The 17,354-nt window shown below is 70.9% G+C and carries 14 protein-coding genes; 4 read left to right on the top strand and 10 right to left on the bottom strand.

The window, feature by feature from the left end; genetic code table 11:
* From hisG to oxyR, 9 genes are all read right to left on the bottom strand, one after another.
* On the bottom strand, nt 1-617 hold a 617-nt coding region (hisG, locus tag ACTHK2_RS10270; protein ID WP_440245615.1), incomplete at its 3' end, for an ATP phosphoribosyltransferase.
* Entirely contained in the window at nt 614-946 is a 333-nt protein-coding gene (locus tag ACTHK2_RS10265; protein WP_440245614.1) for a YerC/YecD family TrpR-related protein, read from the bottom strand. The genes hisG and ACTHK2_RS10265, both read right to left, overlap by 4 nt.
* A 407-nt stretch (nt 947-1,353) precedes the next feature.
* Nucleotides 1,354-2,799, bottom strand: a complete 1,446-nt coding sequence (locus ACTHK2_RS10260; protein WP_440245613.1) for a hypothetical protein — start codon at nt 2,797-2,799, stop codon at nt 1,354-1,356.
* 187 nt (nt 2,800-2,986) lie between these two features.
* Complete coding sequence (locus ACTHK2_RS10255; protein WP_440245612.1) at nt 2,987-5,380, bottom strand: winged helix-turn-helix domain-containing protein; 2,394 nt, start codon at nt 5,378-5,380, stop codon at nt 2,987-2,989.
* Between the two features lie 109 nt (nt 5,381-5,489).
* Entirely contained in the window at nt 5,490-6,071 is a 582-nt protein-coding gene (locus ACTHK2_RS10250; RefSeq protein WP_440245611.1) for a DUF3501 family protein, read from the bottom strand.
* Nucleotides 6,072-6,208: 137 nt separating this feature from the next.
* Nucleotides 6,209-7,564 carry a (Fe-S)-binding protein gene (locus tag ACTHK2_RS10245; RefSeq protein WP_440245610.1) on the bottom strand — a complete coding sequence of 452 codons (1,356 nt, stop codon included), beginning with the start codon at nt 7,562-7,564 and terminating at the stop codon, nt 6,209-6,211.
* Between the two features lie 205 nt (nt 7,565-7,769).
* Nucleotides 7,770-8,192 carry a rubrerythrin family protein gene (locus ACTHK2_RS10240; RefSeq protein ID WP_131999003.1) on the bottom strand — a complete coding sequence of 141 codons (423 nt, stop codon included), beginning with the start codon at nt 8,190-8,192 and terminating at the stop codon, nt 7,770-7,772.
* Nucleotides 8,193-8,315: 123 nt separating this feature from the next.
* Entirely contained in the window at nt 8,316-8,729 is a 414-nt protein-coding gene (gene rnk, locus ACTHK2_RS10235; protein ID WP_440245609.1) for a nucleoside diphosphate kinase regulator, read from the bottom strand.
* A 98-nt stretch (nt 8,730-8,827) separates the two neighbouring features.
* Complete coding sequence (oxyR, locus tag ACTHK2_RS10230; RefSeq protein ID WP_440245608.1) at nt 8,828-9,775, bottom strand: DNA-binding transcriptional regulator OxyR; 948 nt, start codon at nt 9,773-9,775, stop codon at nt 8,828-8,830.
* On the opposite strand from oxyR, the gene ACTHK2_RS10225 reads away from it, so the two are divergent.
* The gene (locus ACTHK2_RS10225; RefSeq protein WP_440245607.1) at nt 9,774-10,490 is read left to right on the top strand and encodes a peroxiredoxin; all 717 of its coding nucleotides are present in this window, start codon (nt 9,774-9,776) and stop codon (nt 10,488-10,490) included. The genes oxyR and ACTHK2_RS10225 overlap by 2 nt on opposite strands.
* 235 nt (nt 10,491-10,725) lie before the next feature.
* Nucleotides 10,726-11,286: a carboxymuconolactone decarboxylase family protein gene (locus ACTHK2_RS10220; protein ID WP_440245606.1), complete on the top strand. Its 561-nt coding sequence runs from the start codon at nt 10,726-10,728 to the stop codon at nt 11,284-11,286.
* A 21-nt stretch (nt 11,287-11,307) separates the two neighbouring features.
* Here ACTHK2_RS10220 and ACTHK2_RS10215 read toward each other — a convergent pair whose 3' ends face one another.
* Complete coding sequence (locus ACTHK2_RS10215) at nt 11,308-12,855, bottom strand: PLP-dependent aminotransferase family protein (RefSeq protein WP_440245605.1); 1,548 nt, start codon at nt 12,853-12,855, stop codon at nt 11,308-11,310.
* A 151-nt stretch (nt 12,856-13,006) separates the two neighbouring features.
* On the opposite strand from ACTHK2_RS10215, the gene ACTHK2_RS10210 reads away from it, so the two are divergent.
* Together ACTHK2_RS10210 and ACTHK2_RS10205 are read left to right on the top strand one after the other, a co-directional pair.
* Nucleotides 13,007-15,703: a M1 family aminopeptidase gene (locus ACTHK2_RS10210; protein ID WP_440245604.1), complete on the top strand. Its 2,697-nt coding sequence runs from the start codon at nt 13,007-13,009 to the stop codon at nt 15,701-15,703.
* Nucleotides 15,704-16,130: 427 nt separating this feature from the next.
* Nucleotides 16,131-17,207, top strand: coding sequence for a redoxin domain-containing protein (locus tag ACTHK2_RS10205; RefSeq protein WP_440245603.1), 1,077 nt, complete (start codon nt 16,131-16,133; stop codon nt 17,205-17,207).
* Nucleotides 17,208-17,354: the final 147 nt, after the last annotated feature.

Genomic DNA, 17,354 nt, shown 5'->3' with positions numbered 1-17,354 from the left:
TGCGTCGCGGCGGCGCTGCGCGGGCGCGGGCTCGCCGCGAGTACCGCCTCGCTCTGCATGACCGTCGCGAGTTCGTGCAGCTGGTTGGCGGCGAGCGTGGCGCCGCTCGAAACGAGGTCGCAGATCGCATGGGCCTTGCCGAGCCGCGGCGCGATCTCGACCGACCCCGTGAGCAGCACGATCTCGGCCTCGATGCACTGCACGCGCAGCCAGTCGGAGAGCAGGGCCGGGTAGGACGTCGCGATGCGCAGCCCGCCGAGGTCGCGCGGCGATTCGATCGCACCGCCGTCCGGCACCGCTATCGAAAGGCGACAGGGACCGAAGCCGAGGTCGAACAGCACCGCCGGCGCGGCGTCCGCGCCGCCGGCGAGACGCTGCTCGTCGAGCACGTTGCGGCCGACCAGGCCGAGTTCGCAGCTGCCTTCGACGAGCAGGCCGGGAATGTCGTCGTCGCGCACGAGCAGCACGTCGACCGGGAGGTTTTCGCCGTAGAGGAACAGCTTGTCGCGGCTCGCGCGGAACGCGAGCCCGGCGCGTCGCAACAGGTCGAGTGACGCCTCCGACAGGCGCCCCGATTTCTGCACGGCGACGCGCACGCGTTCGCGCCCGTCGTTCATCGCGCACTCCTCGTCGTCTTGCGCGGCTTCGCCATGCGCCCCGCAGCGATCGCGTAGCCGCCCGCGCCCTGGTCGAGGCAGCGCGCGACGCGGCCGATCGTCGTGATGCTCACGGCGGTCGCGTCGTGGATCTGCCAGTACGGCTCGCCCGCGAGCAGGTGCGGCACGACGCTCCAGCGGTCGCGCATCGCCTCGCGCTCGGCGGGCGTGCACAGGTCGTCGAGGAAAGCGCGCATCTCTTCCACGCTGCGCAGCGACAGCAGCGCCTCGCACAGCGAGCGCTCGGCGCGACCAGGGTCGAGTTCGGGTTCGATCTGGCGTCGTTTCATCGCGTCAATGTATTAGCGCGTTAGTATATTGGATGGCATGCTAGCGGATGGCGTGCTGCGGCGCAACCGCGCCGCATCCGGCCTTGGCCCACCACTCGGGGCACGCACGCAAGGCGCCTCGGCGACCTCGGCCCACCGAGGGGTCTTGCGGCGGCAGGATGTCGTCATCCTCGCGGAGGCGGGAATGACGCGCCGGGGGGGCGGGCTTTTCCCGGGACGACGACGGCGGGGCGGGGCGCGCTGCTGCTCATTTCAGCACGCGTGGGTCGCGGTCGGCGGACCGTTTGCGTTCCGGGGTTGCGCCGGCATCGCCAGCGCGGTCCCGCGAAGAAGCACCAAAGATGGACCAGCCGCGCCCGAGGGAGAGAGGGGGCGCGGCCGGTCCTGTCGACGGAGCCTTGGGGGAGTTAGCGCGCTCCGTCGAAACCGTTGGCGAAAATGCGATCGGTCGTGTCGTCGTGGGTGAGGCGCAGCACGGCCAGTTCGTACAACGGCGAGGTGCGTTCGGCGATTCCCGCAACGATCACGCGGCCCTGCGCATCGAGCGCCAGCGCGGACGGGTCGCTGAAGATGCCGCCGGGCGCCATGTCGACGCTCGCGATGCCGGCGTCGCCGAAACTCGCATCGAGCTGGCCGTCGGGGGTGAAGCGGAACGCGAGGAAGCTCGATTCGGGGCCGACGTAGCTGATCGACGCGACGAGGTTGCCGTCGGCCTGGCGCACGAATCCGGTCGCATAGCGCGTGAACGCGCCGGGCGCCATCGCGACCGGTTGGAAGCCGTCGCCGTTGCTGCCGAAGCTGCTGTCCATCGTGCCGTCGGCAGCGATGCCGCCGAGCACGGTCTCGAGGCTCGTGTTGCCCTCGCCGTCGTCGACCTGGTAGTGGCCGACGAACACCGCGCCGCCCCCCGCGGTCGGCAGCAGGCGATCGATGCCGTCGATGGTGGTGAATGCCTCCCCCGTATCGTCAGGGCGATGGAACACGCGCCAGCCGGTCCCGGCGAACGCCGTATCGAACGCGCCGTTTGCATCGAGGCGCGCGATCGCGAAGTCCGCGCCCATGCCTTGGCCGTAGACCTCGTAGCTGCCGCCGACGAGGATGCCGTCGCCGTCGGTGAGGCCGAGCGTGCCGAGATAACCGCCACGGCTCTCGCCCGCTTCATCCCAGTCGATGACGACGCCGCCGGCCGTCCCGAATGTCGCATCGGGCGCGCCGTCGGCGTCGAAGCGCGCGACATATCCGTGCGCGACCGCGTCGATCGCCTTTTCGCCCGCGATCACGAAGCGGCCCTGGCTGTCGACCGCGAGCGTGTGCACGTAGACGTCGGGCACGAGCTGGATGCCGTCGGTGCCAAACGTCGTATCCATCGTGCCTTCCGCGTCGAGCTTGACGAGGAAGCCGCGCAGCGGGCCGAATGCGGACGCGGTGCCGGCGACGACGATCGAGCCGTCGTCGAGGCGCACCATCGCCTCGATGATCTGCATGCCCGCGCCGGTCGCCGGCACGAGGTCGGGCAGCACGAGCACGCCGGGTATGCCGGGGATGTTGCCGAAGCCCGTGTCGGGCGTGCCGTCGGCGTTGAGGCGCGCGAGCATCGCGCGCATGTGCGGATCGAACGGACTCGACGGGATGAACTTGTTGCGCTCGCCGGCGACGAGGATCTTGCCGTCGGGCAATCCGAGGGCGGCATACGGGCGCAGCTCGCGCGCCTCGACGTCGTCGGGCGTGATGTAGGCGGCGCCGCCGACACCGAAGGTCGGGTCGGGCAGGCCGTCGGCGGCGAGCGCGGGGATCGTGAAGAGCGAGGCGAACAGCAGCAGGGCGCCCGTATGGCTCAGGCGGGAAAACGACATCGGCAGCTCCGTCTGGGAAAAACGACGCGACCAGCATGCGAGGGCGCGCCGCGGCGCGCATGCGCGGAACGTCATGCCCGCATTAGGCATGCATCAGTGGCGGGGCCAAGCGCTTGATTCGCCGAGGGAGCGCGCTGGCGACGAGAGACGACCGGGCAGCTCCCGCGCCGATGCCCGTGCCGCGGTCTCAGCGCGAAGCGACCGTCGGCGGAGTCACCAGCGCGAGCGGGATGCGCCGGTCGCCCGCGAGCGCCTGGGCGCGCGTGAGCGCGTTGCGCCAGAGCGCCTCGTCGCCCTTCGCCTGCTGGATGCGCACCTGCAGCAGGGCGCTGCCGAAATCGCGCGCGGCAAAACCGGCGACGCGTTCGGCGAGGGCGGCCGCGCGCGCGGGGTCGCCGCGTTCGATCAGCCACTGCGCGTACGCGGTCACGACCTCGCGCAGGTCGAGCGGGATGCGCAGTGCATCCGCCTCGCCGAGCGCACGCGCGTACCAGGTGCCGGCCGCCTCCTCGTCGGCGGTCGTGCGCGCCTGCGCGAAATCGGCATAGAGGCGTGCGGCGGCGCTGCCCGCGCGGGTGGCGAAGGCGCCGAGATCGGCGGCCGTGGCGGCCGCGGCTTCGCGCTGGCCGGTGCCGAGCAGCGCCTCGATGCGCAGCATGTAGACCCGCGCGTGCTCGCGCTGGTCGTCGACCGCAGTGAACCGCGCGAGCGACTGCGCCGCTTCGTCCGCCGCGCGCGCGGCATCGCCGCGCTCGAATGCGAGCCGGCCCGCGAGCGCGTGCGCGCGCGCCTGCGCGGCGCGGTTGTCTTCGCGCAGCGCGTCGGCGAGCACGGCGGCGAGCCGGGCATCGATGTCCTGCTCGCGTCCATTGTCGAACAGCACGAACAACGTCGTGAGTTCCGCGTCGCGCTGGCGCGCCGGATCGGATACCTTCGCGGCGACGTCGCGCACGCGCGGTTCGAGCGCGAGCGCGGCGTCGGCCTGCAGCAGGGCGACGCGCAGCTCCGCCACGGCCGTCAGCGCATTGAGCTCGGCCGCGTGCACGCCGAAGGTCGCGAAACGGTCGGCGGCACGCTGGAACACGGGCTCGGCCTCGGCATAGCGCTCGCGCCTCATGTCGAGCGCGGCGAGGTTGGAATCGACCAGCGCGAGCGCGAGCAGGTTGCCGCTGCTCTCGAATGCGGTGCGCGCCTCGGCGAACGCCTGCAGGGCCAGTTCGGTCTGGTCCATCGCGCCGGCGATGTTGGCGCGGCCATTGAGCGCCTTGCCGAGTGCGTCCGGCGCGCCCTGGCCGCGCAGCAGGGAGATCGCCTCGTCGAAGCGGCTCGCGGCGAGCACGTTGTTGCCGCGCATGGCCGCGATGACGCCGAGATTGCTCAATGCACGCGCATGCAGCACGCGGTCCTGTTCGGCCGAGACGTCGCGCGCAACCGCGGCGAAGGTGGCTTGTGCGGCGTCGAAGTCGCCAGCCTGGTAGTCGATCTGCGCGAGCCGCAGGCGCAGCTCCGGCTGCGCCCGCTGGTCGGCGGGCGCCTGCGCGAGCAGGGCGCGTGCATCCTCGAGGCGGTCGCTCAGCGTCGCCGCCTCGGCCTGCTGCAGCAACGCATCGAGTGCGGAGCGGTCGCCGGACGGCGCAGCGGTGGCGAGCGGCGCGTAGCCGAGGCGTCGCGCGAGGTCGTCCGCGGCAATGCGTGCGGCGACGAGCGCATCGCCCGCTTCGCCGCTGCCGTCGGTCGCGGGCGTGCGGCCGAGCACCGTGTGCAGGCGCACGCGCCAGGTTGTGTCGACGCGTTCCGCACGGGCCTCGATGACGAGGGTCGCGCCCGCGGCCCGGGCAAGATCGGCGGCGCTGCCGCCGCCGGCCTGGCGCGCCGCACCGGTCAGCACGACGACGTTGTCGCTCGGCACCACCGGCAGGCCGGCGCCGCGCAGGCGCGCGGCCACGTGATCCATGAGGCCGAGGCGGATCCAGTCGGATCCTTCCGCGGCGGTGACTTCGACCGGCAGCACGAGCGCGATCGTCGTCGCCGGCGACCCCGCCGCGCGCGGCGCCGGGTCGTGCGTGGCGCGCGTCCCCCACCAGGCCACGCCCGCGAGCAGCGCGAGCGCGAGCGCCCCCGCGGCGACGGCGTACCAACGCGGGCGCGGGGCACGTCGCAGCGGCACGGCGCCCGTGTTCGACGACGGAGTGATCGCGACCTCGGCAGCTGGTTCCGCCTCCGCCGCTGCCACCGGCGCTACGGCGATCGGCGGCGGCTCCTCGTCCACGGCCACCGTCGGCGCGACCCAGTGGTAGCCGAAGCGCACCACCGTGCGCACGTAGTGCTGTTCCTTGCCGGTGTCGTCGAACGTGCGGCGCATCGCGAGGATCGTCTGCGCGAGCAGCCCATCGCTGATGTCCGCCTTGCCCCAGACCGCCGCGATGAGTTCGTCGCGGCCGACCGCGCGGTCGCGCTGTTCGACCAGGTAGACGATGCAGTCGAACGCGCGCGGCGGCACCGCGAGCTGGACGTCGCCGCGCCACAATTCGCGGCGCGCAGGAAGCAGGCGGAACTCGCCGAATCGATAGGTGCGGCTCATCCCCGCGATATGCGTGCTGCGGGGCCGGGATGTCAACCATGGCCGGCGGCAGATGCGCGTTGTCGGCGGGTGCGCGCAGCACTCGCCACTCGGACGCGCAACGCGCCGTTCAGGCGAAATCGGCGAGCAGGGCCTCGCGCTGGCGCGCATCGAGGGCGGTCGCACCGCAATAGTGCGGATGCTCGACCTCGAGGCGCACGGGCGCGCCGGCGCGCCAGGCGGCGATCGCCGCCGGGACGAGCTCGAAGCGCAGGAAATGCACCGCGGCAGTCTTCGTTTCGTTGCTGCGGTCGAGGTCCTCGTCGGCGACCGTCGTCGCGGGTTCGGCGCCTTCGACGACGAGGCGGATGGCGTGCTCGATGCCGCGCAGCTGCTCGAGCTCGCGCCGGCGCTGTTCGACGTCGTCGTATTCGATCAGCAGGGTCGCCTTCAGATTGCCGCCGTCCGGAATCAGCGGGTTGTACGCGGCGAGTTCGTCGGCGATGCCCTCGGCCTCGAAGATGCGTTCGATGCGCAGCATCTCCTGCACCTGGTACTGCACGGTCAGGCGATCTTCGAACACGAGGGTCAGGTGCGCGCCGAGATGGATCGTGCGCGGCTTCTTGTGCGCGAGCACGCGCGCGCGGAACGCAGCGCGTTCGCGGGCGTAGTCCTCGAGTTTCCAGAGATCGGCGGGGGCGAGTTTGTTCATGGTCAAGCGAGTCCGAAGCTGAAAGATTGAAACACGGAGCGCACCGCACCGGGCACACGGAGGACCAGCTTCTTCAGATGGACGCCGTTGCCTTCGCCGCGTGCTCCGTGTTTCTGGCTGTTGCCTTTCGCTGGGGGTCAGATGCCGTATGCGCGGCGCAACAGGGTGATCGGGCTTTCCGCCGCCGGCCTGTCGCCGAGGCCGTGCGCGAGATGGCTGCCCGCCATCGGGCAGTCGCTGGCGAAGTGATCGGGTGCGGCCTGGGCGATGCGCGCCTCGACGGGCCTGGCGATCTTGCGCGAGATCGCGTAGGTCGCGCGCTTCACGCCGTAGGTGCCGTCGTGGCCGGAACAGCGTTCGATCACGGTGACCTCGGTGCCCGGCACGAGCGCGAGCACGTCGCGCGTCTTCGGGCCGATGTTCTGCACGCGCTGGTGGCACGGCGCGTGCCAGGCGACCTTGCCGAGCGGGTGGCGGAAATCGGTCTTCAGGAGGCCCGCCTGGTGGCGTTGCCAGAGGTATTCGAACGGATCGAACATGTGCCGCCGCACGAGCTGCACGTCCTCGTCGTCGGGGAACATCAGTGGCAGCTCCTGCTTGAACATGAGCACGCACGACGGGATCGCCGCGCTCACGTCCCAGCCGTCGCGCACCGCGGCCGCGAGCAGTGGCACGTTCTCGCGCATGTACTTTTCGACGCTGTCGAGGTCGCCGAGTTCGAGCTTGGGCATGCCGCAGCAGACCTCGCGCTCGACCAGCTTCACCGCGATGCCGTTGTGGGCGAGTAAGGCGGCGAGGTCCTCGACCGCCTCCGGTTGCGATACGTTGCAGTAGCAGGTCGCGAACAGCACGACCTTGCCGCGCGTGCGGCCCGCGGGCGTCGGCGTTGCGGCATCGCCGTCGAGCGCACGCAGCCGGCGGCGCGCGGTGTCGGAATGGAACGTCGGCAGGCGCGCGTCGGGATGCACGCCGAGTGCCTTGTCGAGCAGCTTGCGCGTGGGCGCTGCGCGATTGCTCGCATTGACGACGTCGACGACGAGCGGGATCGACGCGATCCTGCCGACCGCGGTGGTGCTCGACAGCAGCTTGGAGCCGAGCGACGTCGCACCCTCGCGGTGGCGCACCGCCTTCGCGCGCAGCATCAGGTGCGGGAAGTCGACGTTCCACGGATGCGGCGGGACGTACGGGCACTTGGTCTGGTAGCAGAGGTCGCACAGGTAACACTGCTCGACGACCTTCGCGTAGTCGCTCTTCGCGACGCCGTCCACTTCCATCGTCGACGATCCGTCGACGAGGTCGAACAGGGTGGGGAACGCCTGGCAAAGGCTCACGCAGCGGCGGCAGCCGTGGCAGATGTCGAACACGCGCTCGAGTTCGGCGTCGAGCGCGGCCTGGTCGTAGAACGCGGGGTTCTTCCAGTCGAGCGGATGGCGCGTCGGCGCATCGAGGCTGCCCTCGCGCGGTGCAGCGGACGCGGTGCGATCGTCGGCCATGCAGGGCTCCGGGAATGGGGCTGTAGGGCGGATCAAGGCGCGCAGCGCCGGATCCGCCGCCTCGCGACTCATCCGCTCACGCGCAGAATCGAGCCGCGGCGCGGTGTCTTGCGGGAGCGCTCGAAGGGGCGATGCTCTTCATGAAACATGCGCAAGCATCGCGGCTGGAGCCGCTCCCACAAGGTTGCCGAGTTCGACTTACCGCTCAGCCGCCGACTTCGCCGAGCGCCTTGGTGAAGCGGTTCGCGTGCGAACGTTCGGCCTTGGCGAGGGTCTCGAACCAGTCGGCGATCTCCTCGAAGCCTTCCTCGCGAGCGGCCTTCGCCATGCCCGGGTACATGTCGGTGTACTCGTGCGTTTCGCCCGCAATCGCGGTCTTGAGGTTGTTCACCGTGCTGCCGAACGGCAGGCCGGTCGCGGGGTCGCCGACCGCCTCGAGGTATTCGAGGTGGCCATGCGCATGGCCGGTCTCGCCCTCGGCGGTGGAGCGGAACACCGCGGCGACGTCGTTGTGGCCTTCGACGTCGGCTTTCTGGGCGAAGTAGAGGTAACGGCGGTTGGCCTGCGATTCGCCGGCGAACGCGGCCTTGAGGTTCTCTTCGGTGCGGCTGCCTTTCAGGTTGCTCATGATGCACCTCGTGGTGGACAGGACGACAACGACGACCTTCCGTGGCACGCGTACCCGGACGTTAGCACCGTCGCCGCATCCGGTTAAATCGACGGATGCGATGGCGCCGATAGGCGCGGACTATCAACGGTGCAGGTCGCCGGCGGCTTCGGGCTGGTAATGGATCGCCTCGACGCGCAGGGTCATGCGACGGCCGCCCGGCATCGGCCACTGCATCGTCTGGCCGATGCGCAAGCCGAGGATCGCGCTGCCGACCGGCGCGAGCACCGACACGCGCCCGGCGTCGCCGTCGGCATCGCGCGGATAGACGAGGGTGATCTCGTAGGCGTCGCCGCTGTCGACGTCGACCGCGCGCACGCGCGAATTCATCGTGACCACGTCGGCCGGCATCTGCGCCGGTGCGACGACGTCGGCGCGCGCGAGTTCGTCGCGCAGCGCGATCGCGCTGGCATGGTCGCGGAATGCCGGCGCATCGAGCACGGCTTCGATGCGCTCGAAGTCGAGGCTGGATACGAGGATCGGAGGCGTGGCGGACATCGGTTCCAAGGCGGAGAACTCCATGTGGGTCGGCGCACGGCTGCGCCTTGATCCGTGAACCGTAGTCCAATGCGCGGGCTTTCTCAAACCCGCGCGGTTCACCGGTGCGCTGCGGGTCGCGCCTTGCGCGCCTGCGCCGGCGCACGCGCGTCGAGCAGTTCACGCGGCAGCGCGCGGATGACGCCGGCGAGCTGCTTGAGGAAGGCGCCGAGCGCCGAACTCTTGCGCCAGACCATCGCGATGCGCCGGCTCGGCGGATCGCCGCGGAACGGCACGAGGTGCACGTTCGCCGACGGAGCGATCGGCGGCTGCACCGCGAGGTTGGGCAGCAGGGTGATGCCGACGCCCGCGGCGACCATCTGGCGCAACGTCTCCAAGCTCGTCGCGCGAAAGCCGCTGCGCTCGCTCGCGCCGGCGAGGTGGCACACTTCGAGCGCCTGGTCGCGCAGGCAATGGCCGTCCTCCAGCAGCAGCAGGTTCTGGTCGGCGAGTTCGTCGAGCTTCAGGCTCGCATGCGTCGCGAGCGGATGCGCCTCGGGCACCGCGAGCACGAAGTCCTCCTCGAACAGGAACTCCTGGTGCAACTGGTCGTCGTGGATCGGCAGCGCGAGGATGCCCGCATCGAGACGGCCCTCGCGCAGCAGGCGCAGCACGACTTCGGTCTTCTCTTCGGTGAGCAGCAGTTCGAGCCGCGGGAAGCGCGCGCGGATGCGCGGCACCACGTGCGGCAGCAGGTAGGGGCCTAGGGTCGGGAAGATGCCGAGCCTGACCGTGCCCGATTCCGGATCGAGCGTGCGCCGCGCGATCGCGCGGATCTGCTCCACCTCGTTGAGCACTTCGCGCGCGCGCTGCGCGATCTCGCGACCGACCTCGGTCAGCAGCACCTTGCGCGGCGTGCGTTCGACCAGCGCGACGCCGAGTTCCTCCTCGAGCTTGCGGATCTGCGTCGACAGGGTCGGCTGGCTCACGAAGCTCGCTTCGGCCGCGCGACCGAAGTGGCGGTGCTCGGCGAGCGAAACGAGATAGCGCAGGTCGCGCACGTTCATGGCAGCGCTCCGGGGACGACGCTGGCGATTGAATCACTCTATCGATAACATATCAACAATCGATTTGAATGATCGATGGACGGGGCCTATTCTTGTCCCCGTCGGCGCGATGCTTGCGCCACCCCGTATCAACCCCATCGTCTTGAAGACCGCTCCAAGGAGGAGTCCAGCACTGCTTACCGTTGGCGACAAGTTCCCCGAATTCAACCTCAAGGCCACCGTTTCGACCGAAAGCGTGGAAAAGGCATTCGCGCCGATCAGCAACTCGACCTACACGGGCAAGTGGCTGCTCGTGTTCTTCTACCCGCAGGACTTCACGTTCGTCTGCCCGACCGAAATCAAGGGCTTCGGCGACCTCAACAGCCAGTTCGCCGATCGCGACTGCCAGGTGCTCGCCGCGAGCACCGACAGCGAGTTCGTACACCTGGCGTGGCGCAAGGACCACAAGGACCTGCGCGACCTGCCGTTCCCGATGCTCGCCGACACGGCCAAGCGCCTGTCGACCGCGCTCGGCATCCTCGACGAGGAAGAGGGCGTGGCCAAGCGCGCGACGTTCCTGGTCGATCCGGAAGGCGTGATCCGCTTCGCCTACGTGACCGACGGCAGCGTTGGCCGCAACCCGCAGGAAGTGCTGCGCGTGCTCGACGCGCTGCAGACCGACGAGCTGTGCCCGTGCAACTGGAAGCAGGGCGAAGAGACGCTGAAGGTCGCCTGATCCACCGCGCCGCGATGCCGAGTGGCATCGCGCGCGACGCGAAGGCCTGATCTGAGCGTCGGTGTTCCCCCCGCCTCGCGCTCTCCCTCCCCCGCCGCGCGAGGCGGTTCCCGGGCGGCGGCACCGCCGCCGCCCGGCTTCTTTCCGGCGATGCCTCGTCGCGAGGCGCGATCCCCGCGCCATCCTAGAACCCGTACGAAATGCGCGGCACGCCGCGCGACCACAGGAGTCCACCATGAGCCTCGAATCGATCCGCGACCAGTTGCCCGACTACGCCAAGGACCTGCGCCTCAACCTCGACGCCGTACTCGGCGAAACGGGCTCCCCCGGCCTCAGCGCCAAGCAGATCGCGATCGTCGCGATCGCGAGCGCGATCGCCGCGCGCCACGAACCGCTGACCGAGGCGATCGTCGCGAAGTTCGCGGGCACGCTCAGCGACGCCGAAGCAAACGGCGCACGCGCCGCAGCCGCGATCATGGCGATGAACAACATCTACTACCGCTTCACCCACCTCGTCGGCAACGAGGCGTACGCGACGATGCGCGCAGGCCTGCGCATGAACGTGATGGCGAACCCCGGCTGCGAGAAGATCGATTTCGAACTCGCCTCGCTCGCGGTGTCGGCCGTCAACGGCTGCGGCATGTGCATGGAATCGCACGAGAAGACGCTGCAGAAGCACGGCGTCGCCGCGCAGGCGATCCAGAGCGCGGTGCGCATCGCGGCGGTGCTGCACGCGGTCGGCGTCGTCGCCGAGCAGGCGCGCGCGGCCGCACCGGCGCTCGCCGCGGCGGCCTGACCGCCCTTCCCGGCCGGCGGCTCAGGCGCTCCGGCGCCGCTCCGCTTCGCGCGAGCCGATGGCGCGCGTGCCGCTCGCGGCTCGCGCGAGCGGTGCGCGTCGCCGTGGTGCACAGCGGGTGAGTGCGCGCGCCATGCGTTCGACCGCCTGTCCCAGTTCGGCCTCGTCATGCCAGCTGAAGGCGAGGCGCATCGCCTGGACATCGCGGCCGCTGAATTCGTACGGCGTCGCGGCGGCGAACTGCACGCCTTCGCGCAGGCCCTCGCGAACCCACGCGCCGAGGTCGATCGCGGCGTCGGCGCGCACCCATAGCGCGAGGCCCCCTTCGGCGACATGGAACTCGAGCGCGCCGCCGAGCCGGCGCCGCAGCGCAGTGGCCAGGGCATCGCGGCGCGCAGCGAAAGCGCGTTTCAGCCGCCGCACGTGGCGCAGCAGCTCGCCGTCCTCGAACAGCTCCGCGATCGCGGCTTCGAGCGCGGCGTCGCAACGCGGATCGCTCGCCGCGCGCAACTGTGCGATCCGCTCGAACACCGGCGTGGGCGCGACGACGAAGCCGGTGACGAGGCCGGGCGCGAGCAGGTTCGAGAGCGAGCCGATGGAGACGGCATTCGCGCCGCCCGGGCCCGCGGCGAGCGGCAGCACGGGCTTGCCGGCGTAGTGGAACTCGTGGTCGTAGTCGTCCTCGATGATCGCGATGCGATGGCGCAGCGCGAGTTCGGCGAGTCGCGCGCGCCGCGCGGCCGACATCACCGCCGTGGTCGGGAACTGATGGTGCGGCGTGAGGAACACCGCACGCACGCGGGTGCGCTCCAGCAGCGCGGCGAGTGCATCGACGCGCAGGCCTTCGCCGTCGAGCGGCAGTGGCGCGAATTCGGCCCCGGCGAGGCGCAGCGCGTTCCAGGCCGGCGGGTAGCCGAGCTGCTCGACCGCGACGACGTCGCCCGGGGACACGAGCGCGCGCGCGACGAGATCGATGCCCTGCTCGATGCTGCGCGTGACCATCGTGTTCGCCGGCGTTGCGGGCAGTCCGCGCGAACGCGCGAGCATGTCGGCGAGCGCACCGCGCAGGCGTGCGTGGCCGCACGGCCCGCCCGCGCCGAGCGCGGCGCGGCCGCGCGCTTCGATCGCTCGGCGGAATGCGCGTGCGAGTGCGCGCGCGGGGAACAGGCGCGGATCCGGCGCGGCGCCCGCGAGCAGCAGCGTGCCGGGCGCAGGCGCCGCGGGCGCGACCACCCGCGCGGGCGCTGCGGGCGCGAGCGCGAACGTCGGTGCCGCGGGCGCCTCCGGCGTCCACGGGCGCACCCGCGCGAGCGGGGTCGCCGCGGCGACGAAGGTGCCGCCGCCGACGCGCGTGCGCACGCTCCCTTGCGCGGCGAGTTCCTCGTACGCGGCGACCACCGGGTTGCGGTTGAGGCCGAGCTGGGCGGCGAGTTCGCGCGAGCCGGGCAGGGCGTCGCCGGCGCGCAGGCGGCCACGGCGCATGTCTCCCGCGATCGCATCGGCGAGCTGCAGGAACAGGGGCTGTCCGCCCTGCGGGTCGAGCGAAACAGCGAGCTCCCAGCGCCTCATGCGGGGAAGACGTGACCGCCGCGCGGTTCGTCGCAGTCCGTCGGCACGCAGCATGACGTTCCGCCCATGCCGGCGACCCGGCCGGCGTGGTCAAGTGGCGGCTTCATGCCGCGGGCAGGGGTCCGCGGCGAACCTCCGCGGAGTCGTACCGATGCGAACGAGCATCCTGATCCTGTCCGGCATGTCCTGCCTGTTCGCCTGCGGCGCTGCCGTCGCGAAGGACGACGGCGTGCCGACCGGCAAGTTGCCGGCCGAGGTGGCGCCGCTGCACTACGCGCTGCAGCTGACGATCGATCCGCGCCGCGACCGCTTCGACGGCGAGGCGCGCATCCGGGTCAAGCTCGCCAAGCCGAGCGACCATGTCTGGCTGCACGCGCAGCAGATGAACGTCCGCGCCGTGCGCGCAAAGGATGCCGCGGGTGCGGCAGTCGAGGCGAAGGCGGTCACGCATGGTGACACCGGCGTGCTCGAAGTCCGCTTCGCGCACCGCCTGCCAGCGCAGGACGTCGAGCTCGAATTCGACTACGACGCGCCGTTCAACGGCCAGCTCGAAGGGGTCTACAAGGTCAAGGTCGGTGACGACGCGTACGCGGTCACGCAGATGGAGCCGGTCAGCGCGCGCCTCGCATTCCCCGGTTTCGACGAGCCGCGCTTCAAGGTGCCGTTCGACCTCGCGCTGACCGTGCCGGTGCAGGACGTCGCGGTCGCGAACACGCGGCCGGTACGCGAGGAGAAGTCCGCCGACGCGAAATGGAAGACGATCGCCTACGCGACCACGCCGCCGCTGCCGACCTACTTGGTCGCGTTCGCGGTCGGCCCGTGGGACGTCGCCGAGGCCGCGCCGATCCCGCCGAACGCGGTGCGCAAGACCGCGCTGCCGCTGCGCGCGATCGGCCCGCGCGGCAGCAAGGACAAGCTCGCTTGGGCGCTCGAAGTCGCGCCCGCGATCGTCGCGTTCTACGAGGACTACACCGCGCAGCCGTATCCGTTCGACAAGCTCGACCTGCTCGGCGCGCCGGATTTCTCCGCCGGCGCGATGGAGAACGCGGGCCTCATCATCTACCGCGACGCCTACCTCCTCACCGACGCCCAGTCGGCCGCGGACCACTACCGCAGCGTGTTCAACATCGAGGCGCACGAGATCGCCCACCAGTGGTACGGCGACCTCGTGACCGTGCCGTGGTGGGACGACATCTGGCTCAACGAGGCCTACGCGACCTGGGGCCAGGCGAAGGCGACCTCGGCGCTGAAGCCGGAATACCATGCCGACCTCGAGGCGCTCGAAAGCCGCCTCTACGCGATGGCGAACGACAGCCTGCTCAGCACGCGCAAGGTCCGCCAGCCGATCCTCGGCCGCGGCGACATCGAGACCGCGTTCGACAGCATCACCTACCAGAAGGGTGCCGCCGTGCTTGCGATGTTCGAGCGCTGGGTCGGTGACGAGCGCTTCCGCAAGGGCATGCGTGCCTACCTCGCGCGGCGCGCCTTCGGCAGCGGCAGCTCGGACGATCTCATCGAGACACTCGCCGAGGCGAGCGGCAAGGGCGAGACGTTCGCCAAGGCGATGCGCAGCTTCCTCGACCAGCCGGGGGTGCCGCTCGTGCGCAGCGAGCTCGCGTGCGAAGCGGGCAAGGCGACGCTCACGCTCGCGCAGTCGCGTTATCTGCCGTACCAGGTGATGTCGAAGGATGCGCCGCGCTGGGGCGTGCCGGTCTGCACGCGGTTCGGCCGCGGCGGCCGCTCGGATACGCAGTGCTTCCTGCTCGAGCAGCCCGAACAGCGCTTCGACGTCGCCGGCGCGTGCCCGGACTGGTACCTGCCGAATGCGGACGCCCGCGGCTACTACCGTTTCGATCTCGCCGCGACCGACCTCGCCCGCCTCGGCGGTGCGATCGCGACCTTGTCGGCACCCGAGCAGCTCGTCTACGCCGATGCGATCGACAGCGGCTTCCGCCGCGGCAGCGTATCCGCAGGCGCGCTGCTCGATGCGATGCCCGCGCTCGCGGCCGCGCAGATGCCGCAGGTCGCGACAGCGTTGCTGGGCCGCTATGAATGGATTCGTGCACATGTCGCCGACGCGGCGATGCGGCCCGCGCTCGATGCCTGGGTCACGCGCCTGTACGCGCCGCGCCTCGCCAGGCTCGGCTGGCATCGCAAGGACGGCGAGCCCGGCACCGACACCGCGCTGCGCACGCGCATCGCCGAGTTCCTCGCGATGGTCGTGCGCGACCCGGCCACGCGCGCCGAACTCGGCAGGCAGGGACGCGCCGCGCTTGGCCTCGATAGCGGGAGCAAGGCCGATCTTTCGCGCGCCGACGCCGACCTGCGCGTGACCGCTCTCAAGGTGGCCGTGCAGGACGGCGGACAGGCCGCGTTCGACGCCGCGCAGGCCGCCTTCGAAGCGAGCCGCGACACGACCGAGCGCTACGCGCTGCTCGCCGCACTCGGTGCGACGCGCGACACCGCGCTCGGTGCACGCGCTCGCGATTACGGCCTCAGTGCAGCCGTGCAGATCGGCGAGATGGGGCGCCTCTACGAGGCCCAGGCGGACGAGCCGGAGAACCGCGCCGCGCTGTGGCAGTGGCTGACGCAGCACTTCGAGGCCTATCGCAAGCGCCTGCCGCCGTTCGCGCAGGCCTGGCTGCCCAAGACGTTCGCTCCCGGCCGCTGCAGTGCCGCCGAAGCCGATGAGATGTCCGCGTACCTCGCGCCGCGCGCGAAGGAACTCATCGGCGGCGACCGCGGCCTCGGCCAGACGCTCGAAGGCATCCGCCAATGCAGCGCGCTGCGCGAGCACGTCGACCGCAAGGAACTCGCCGAATGGGTCGCGGGGAACGCGGTGAAGTAGTGCCGGGACCAGGAGCGTGAGCGAGACCTTTCCACACGCAGGGCACGAAGGATACGAAGGGAAGCCGGAAAGCTTGACGCGGAGCGCACGGAGCTCACGCAGAGCGCAACCCGTGCGAGAGAGCGGGACGTCCGGCCGTCCGGATCCCCGCGCTCGACGTCCGGCGAAAGCCGGAACCCAGCGACTCCTCCGGGTCTACGGCCGGAATGCCCGGCGACGTGCCGTTCGACAACGGCCCTTCGGCCTGAAGTATGGGATGCACCGCATCCGTTCGCGTTGACTGGACGGTGTGTTCCAGTCCCCCGCACTCCATCCGCGCTGGTTCCATCGAAGCGCGCGCGACTGGCGCCTGCGCGGGGCGCGGTCCTGCGTAACGTAGCGATGCGGCAACGACCCGAGTCGCCGCGCTCGCCGAATGCAGCCCACGATGGAACCGACGCTCGCACCGACCCCTTCCCCGAACCTGCGCACGCTCAGCCGCGAAGCGTGCATCGCCGCGCTGACCCTCTGCCTCGTATTCGTCGCCGCGCCTGCGTGCGCGGAAAGCGGCGAGGACTTCGCGCGCGAAGCGGGCGCGGCACGCCTCGGCCGGCTCGCCCCAGCCGCGCGCATGACGACGATCGACGGCGGCACGATCGATCTCGCCGCACTGCGCGGACGCAAGGCGGTATACCTCAAGTTTTGGGCGACCTGGTGCTCGCCGTGCCGCGAGCAGATGCCGCACTTCGAGCGCGTGCAGCAGGGCGCCAGCAACGATCTCGTGGTCGTCGCGATCAACCTCGGCTTCGATGACACGCCCGAGCAGGTACGCGCGTTTCGTGACGAATACGGGCTCACCATGCCGATCGTACGCGACGAGGACGGCCGACTCGCCGGGCTCTTCGGCGTACGCGTGACGCCGCAGCACGTGGTCATCGATCGCGACGGCGTGATTCGCCACATCGGGCATCTCGCCGATGCACGCGTCGACGCGGCGCTCGCCGAGGCACGTCGTTCGCGTGGCACCACGGCTCTCGCGACGACGGATGCCGCGGCGGACACGCCGCGCGCCTTGCGCATCGGTGACGCGGCGCCGCCCACGCGCGTGCTTTCGCTCGACGGCAACGAGGTCGCGCTCGCCGACCCCGAACGCCGGCGGCGCAGCGTGCTCGCGTTCCTCTCGCCCTGGTGCGAGGACTACTTCGAGAAGACGCGGCCGGCCTCCTCGGCGCGCTGCCGCGCGCTGCGCGAACAGCTCGCGGGAATCGGCGCGGACACCCGCGAGCGCTGGCTCGGCATCGCGTCCGGCCTGTGGGCGTCGGAACAGGACGTGCGCGAATGGCGCGACCGCGGGCACGTGGCAGTGCCGCTCGTGCTCGACCGCGACGGTGCACTGTTCCGCCACTTCGGCGTCTCGCGCGTGCCGACCGTGGTCGTGCTGGATGCCGAGGGCCGCGTCGCGCGGCGCATCGACTTCGAGCAGGTCGACTTGCCCGATGCGCTGCGCATCGCGAGCGAGCCGTGACCATGGCGGAGCCTGCAATGAAGACGTGGCGACCCGCCGACTGCGATCCACGTCATCGCGTGCGCATTGGCGCACACTACACTGCGAATTCTTCGGTGGCGTGCCGGCCGCGCCCGATGATCACGAATGCCGCGGTCCGCGGCGACG

Source organism: Dokdonella sp. (genome assembly GCF_051958935.1).
GTDB lineage: Bacteria > Pseudomonadota > Gammaproteobacteria > Xanthomonadales > Rhodanobacteraceae > Dokdonella_A.
The sequence above is the reverse complement of the archived record's forward strand: the minus strand, read 5'-3'. Positions and strand labels throughout refer to the sequence as shown.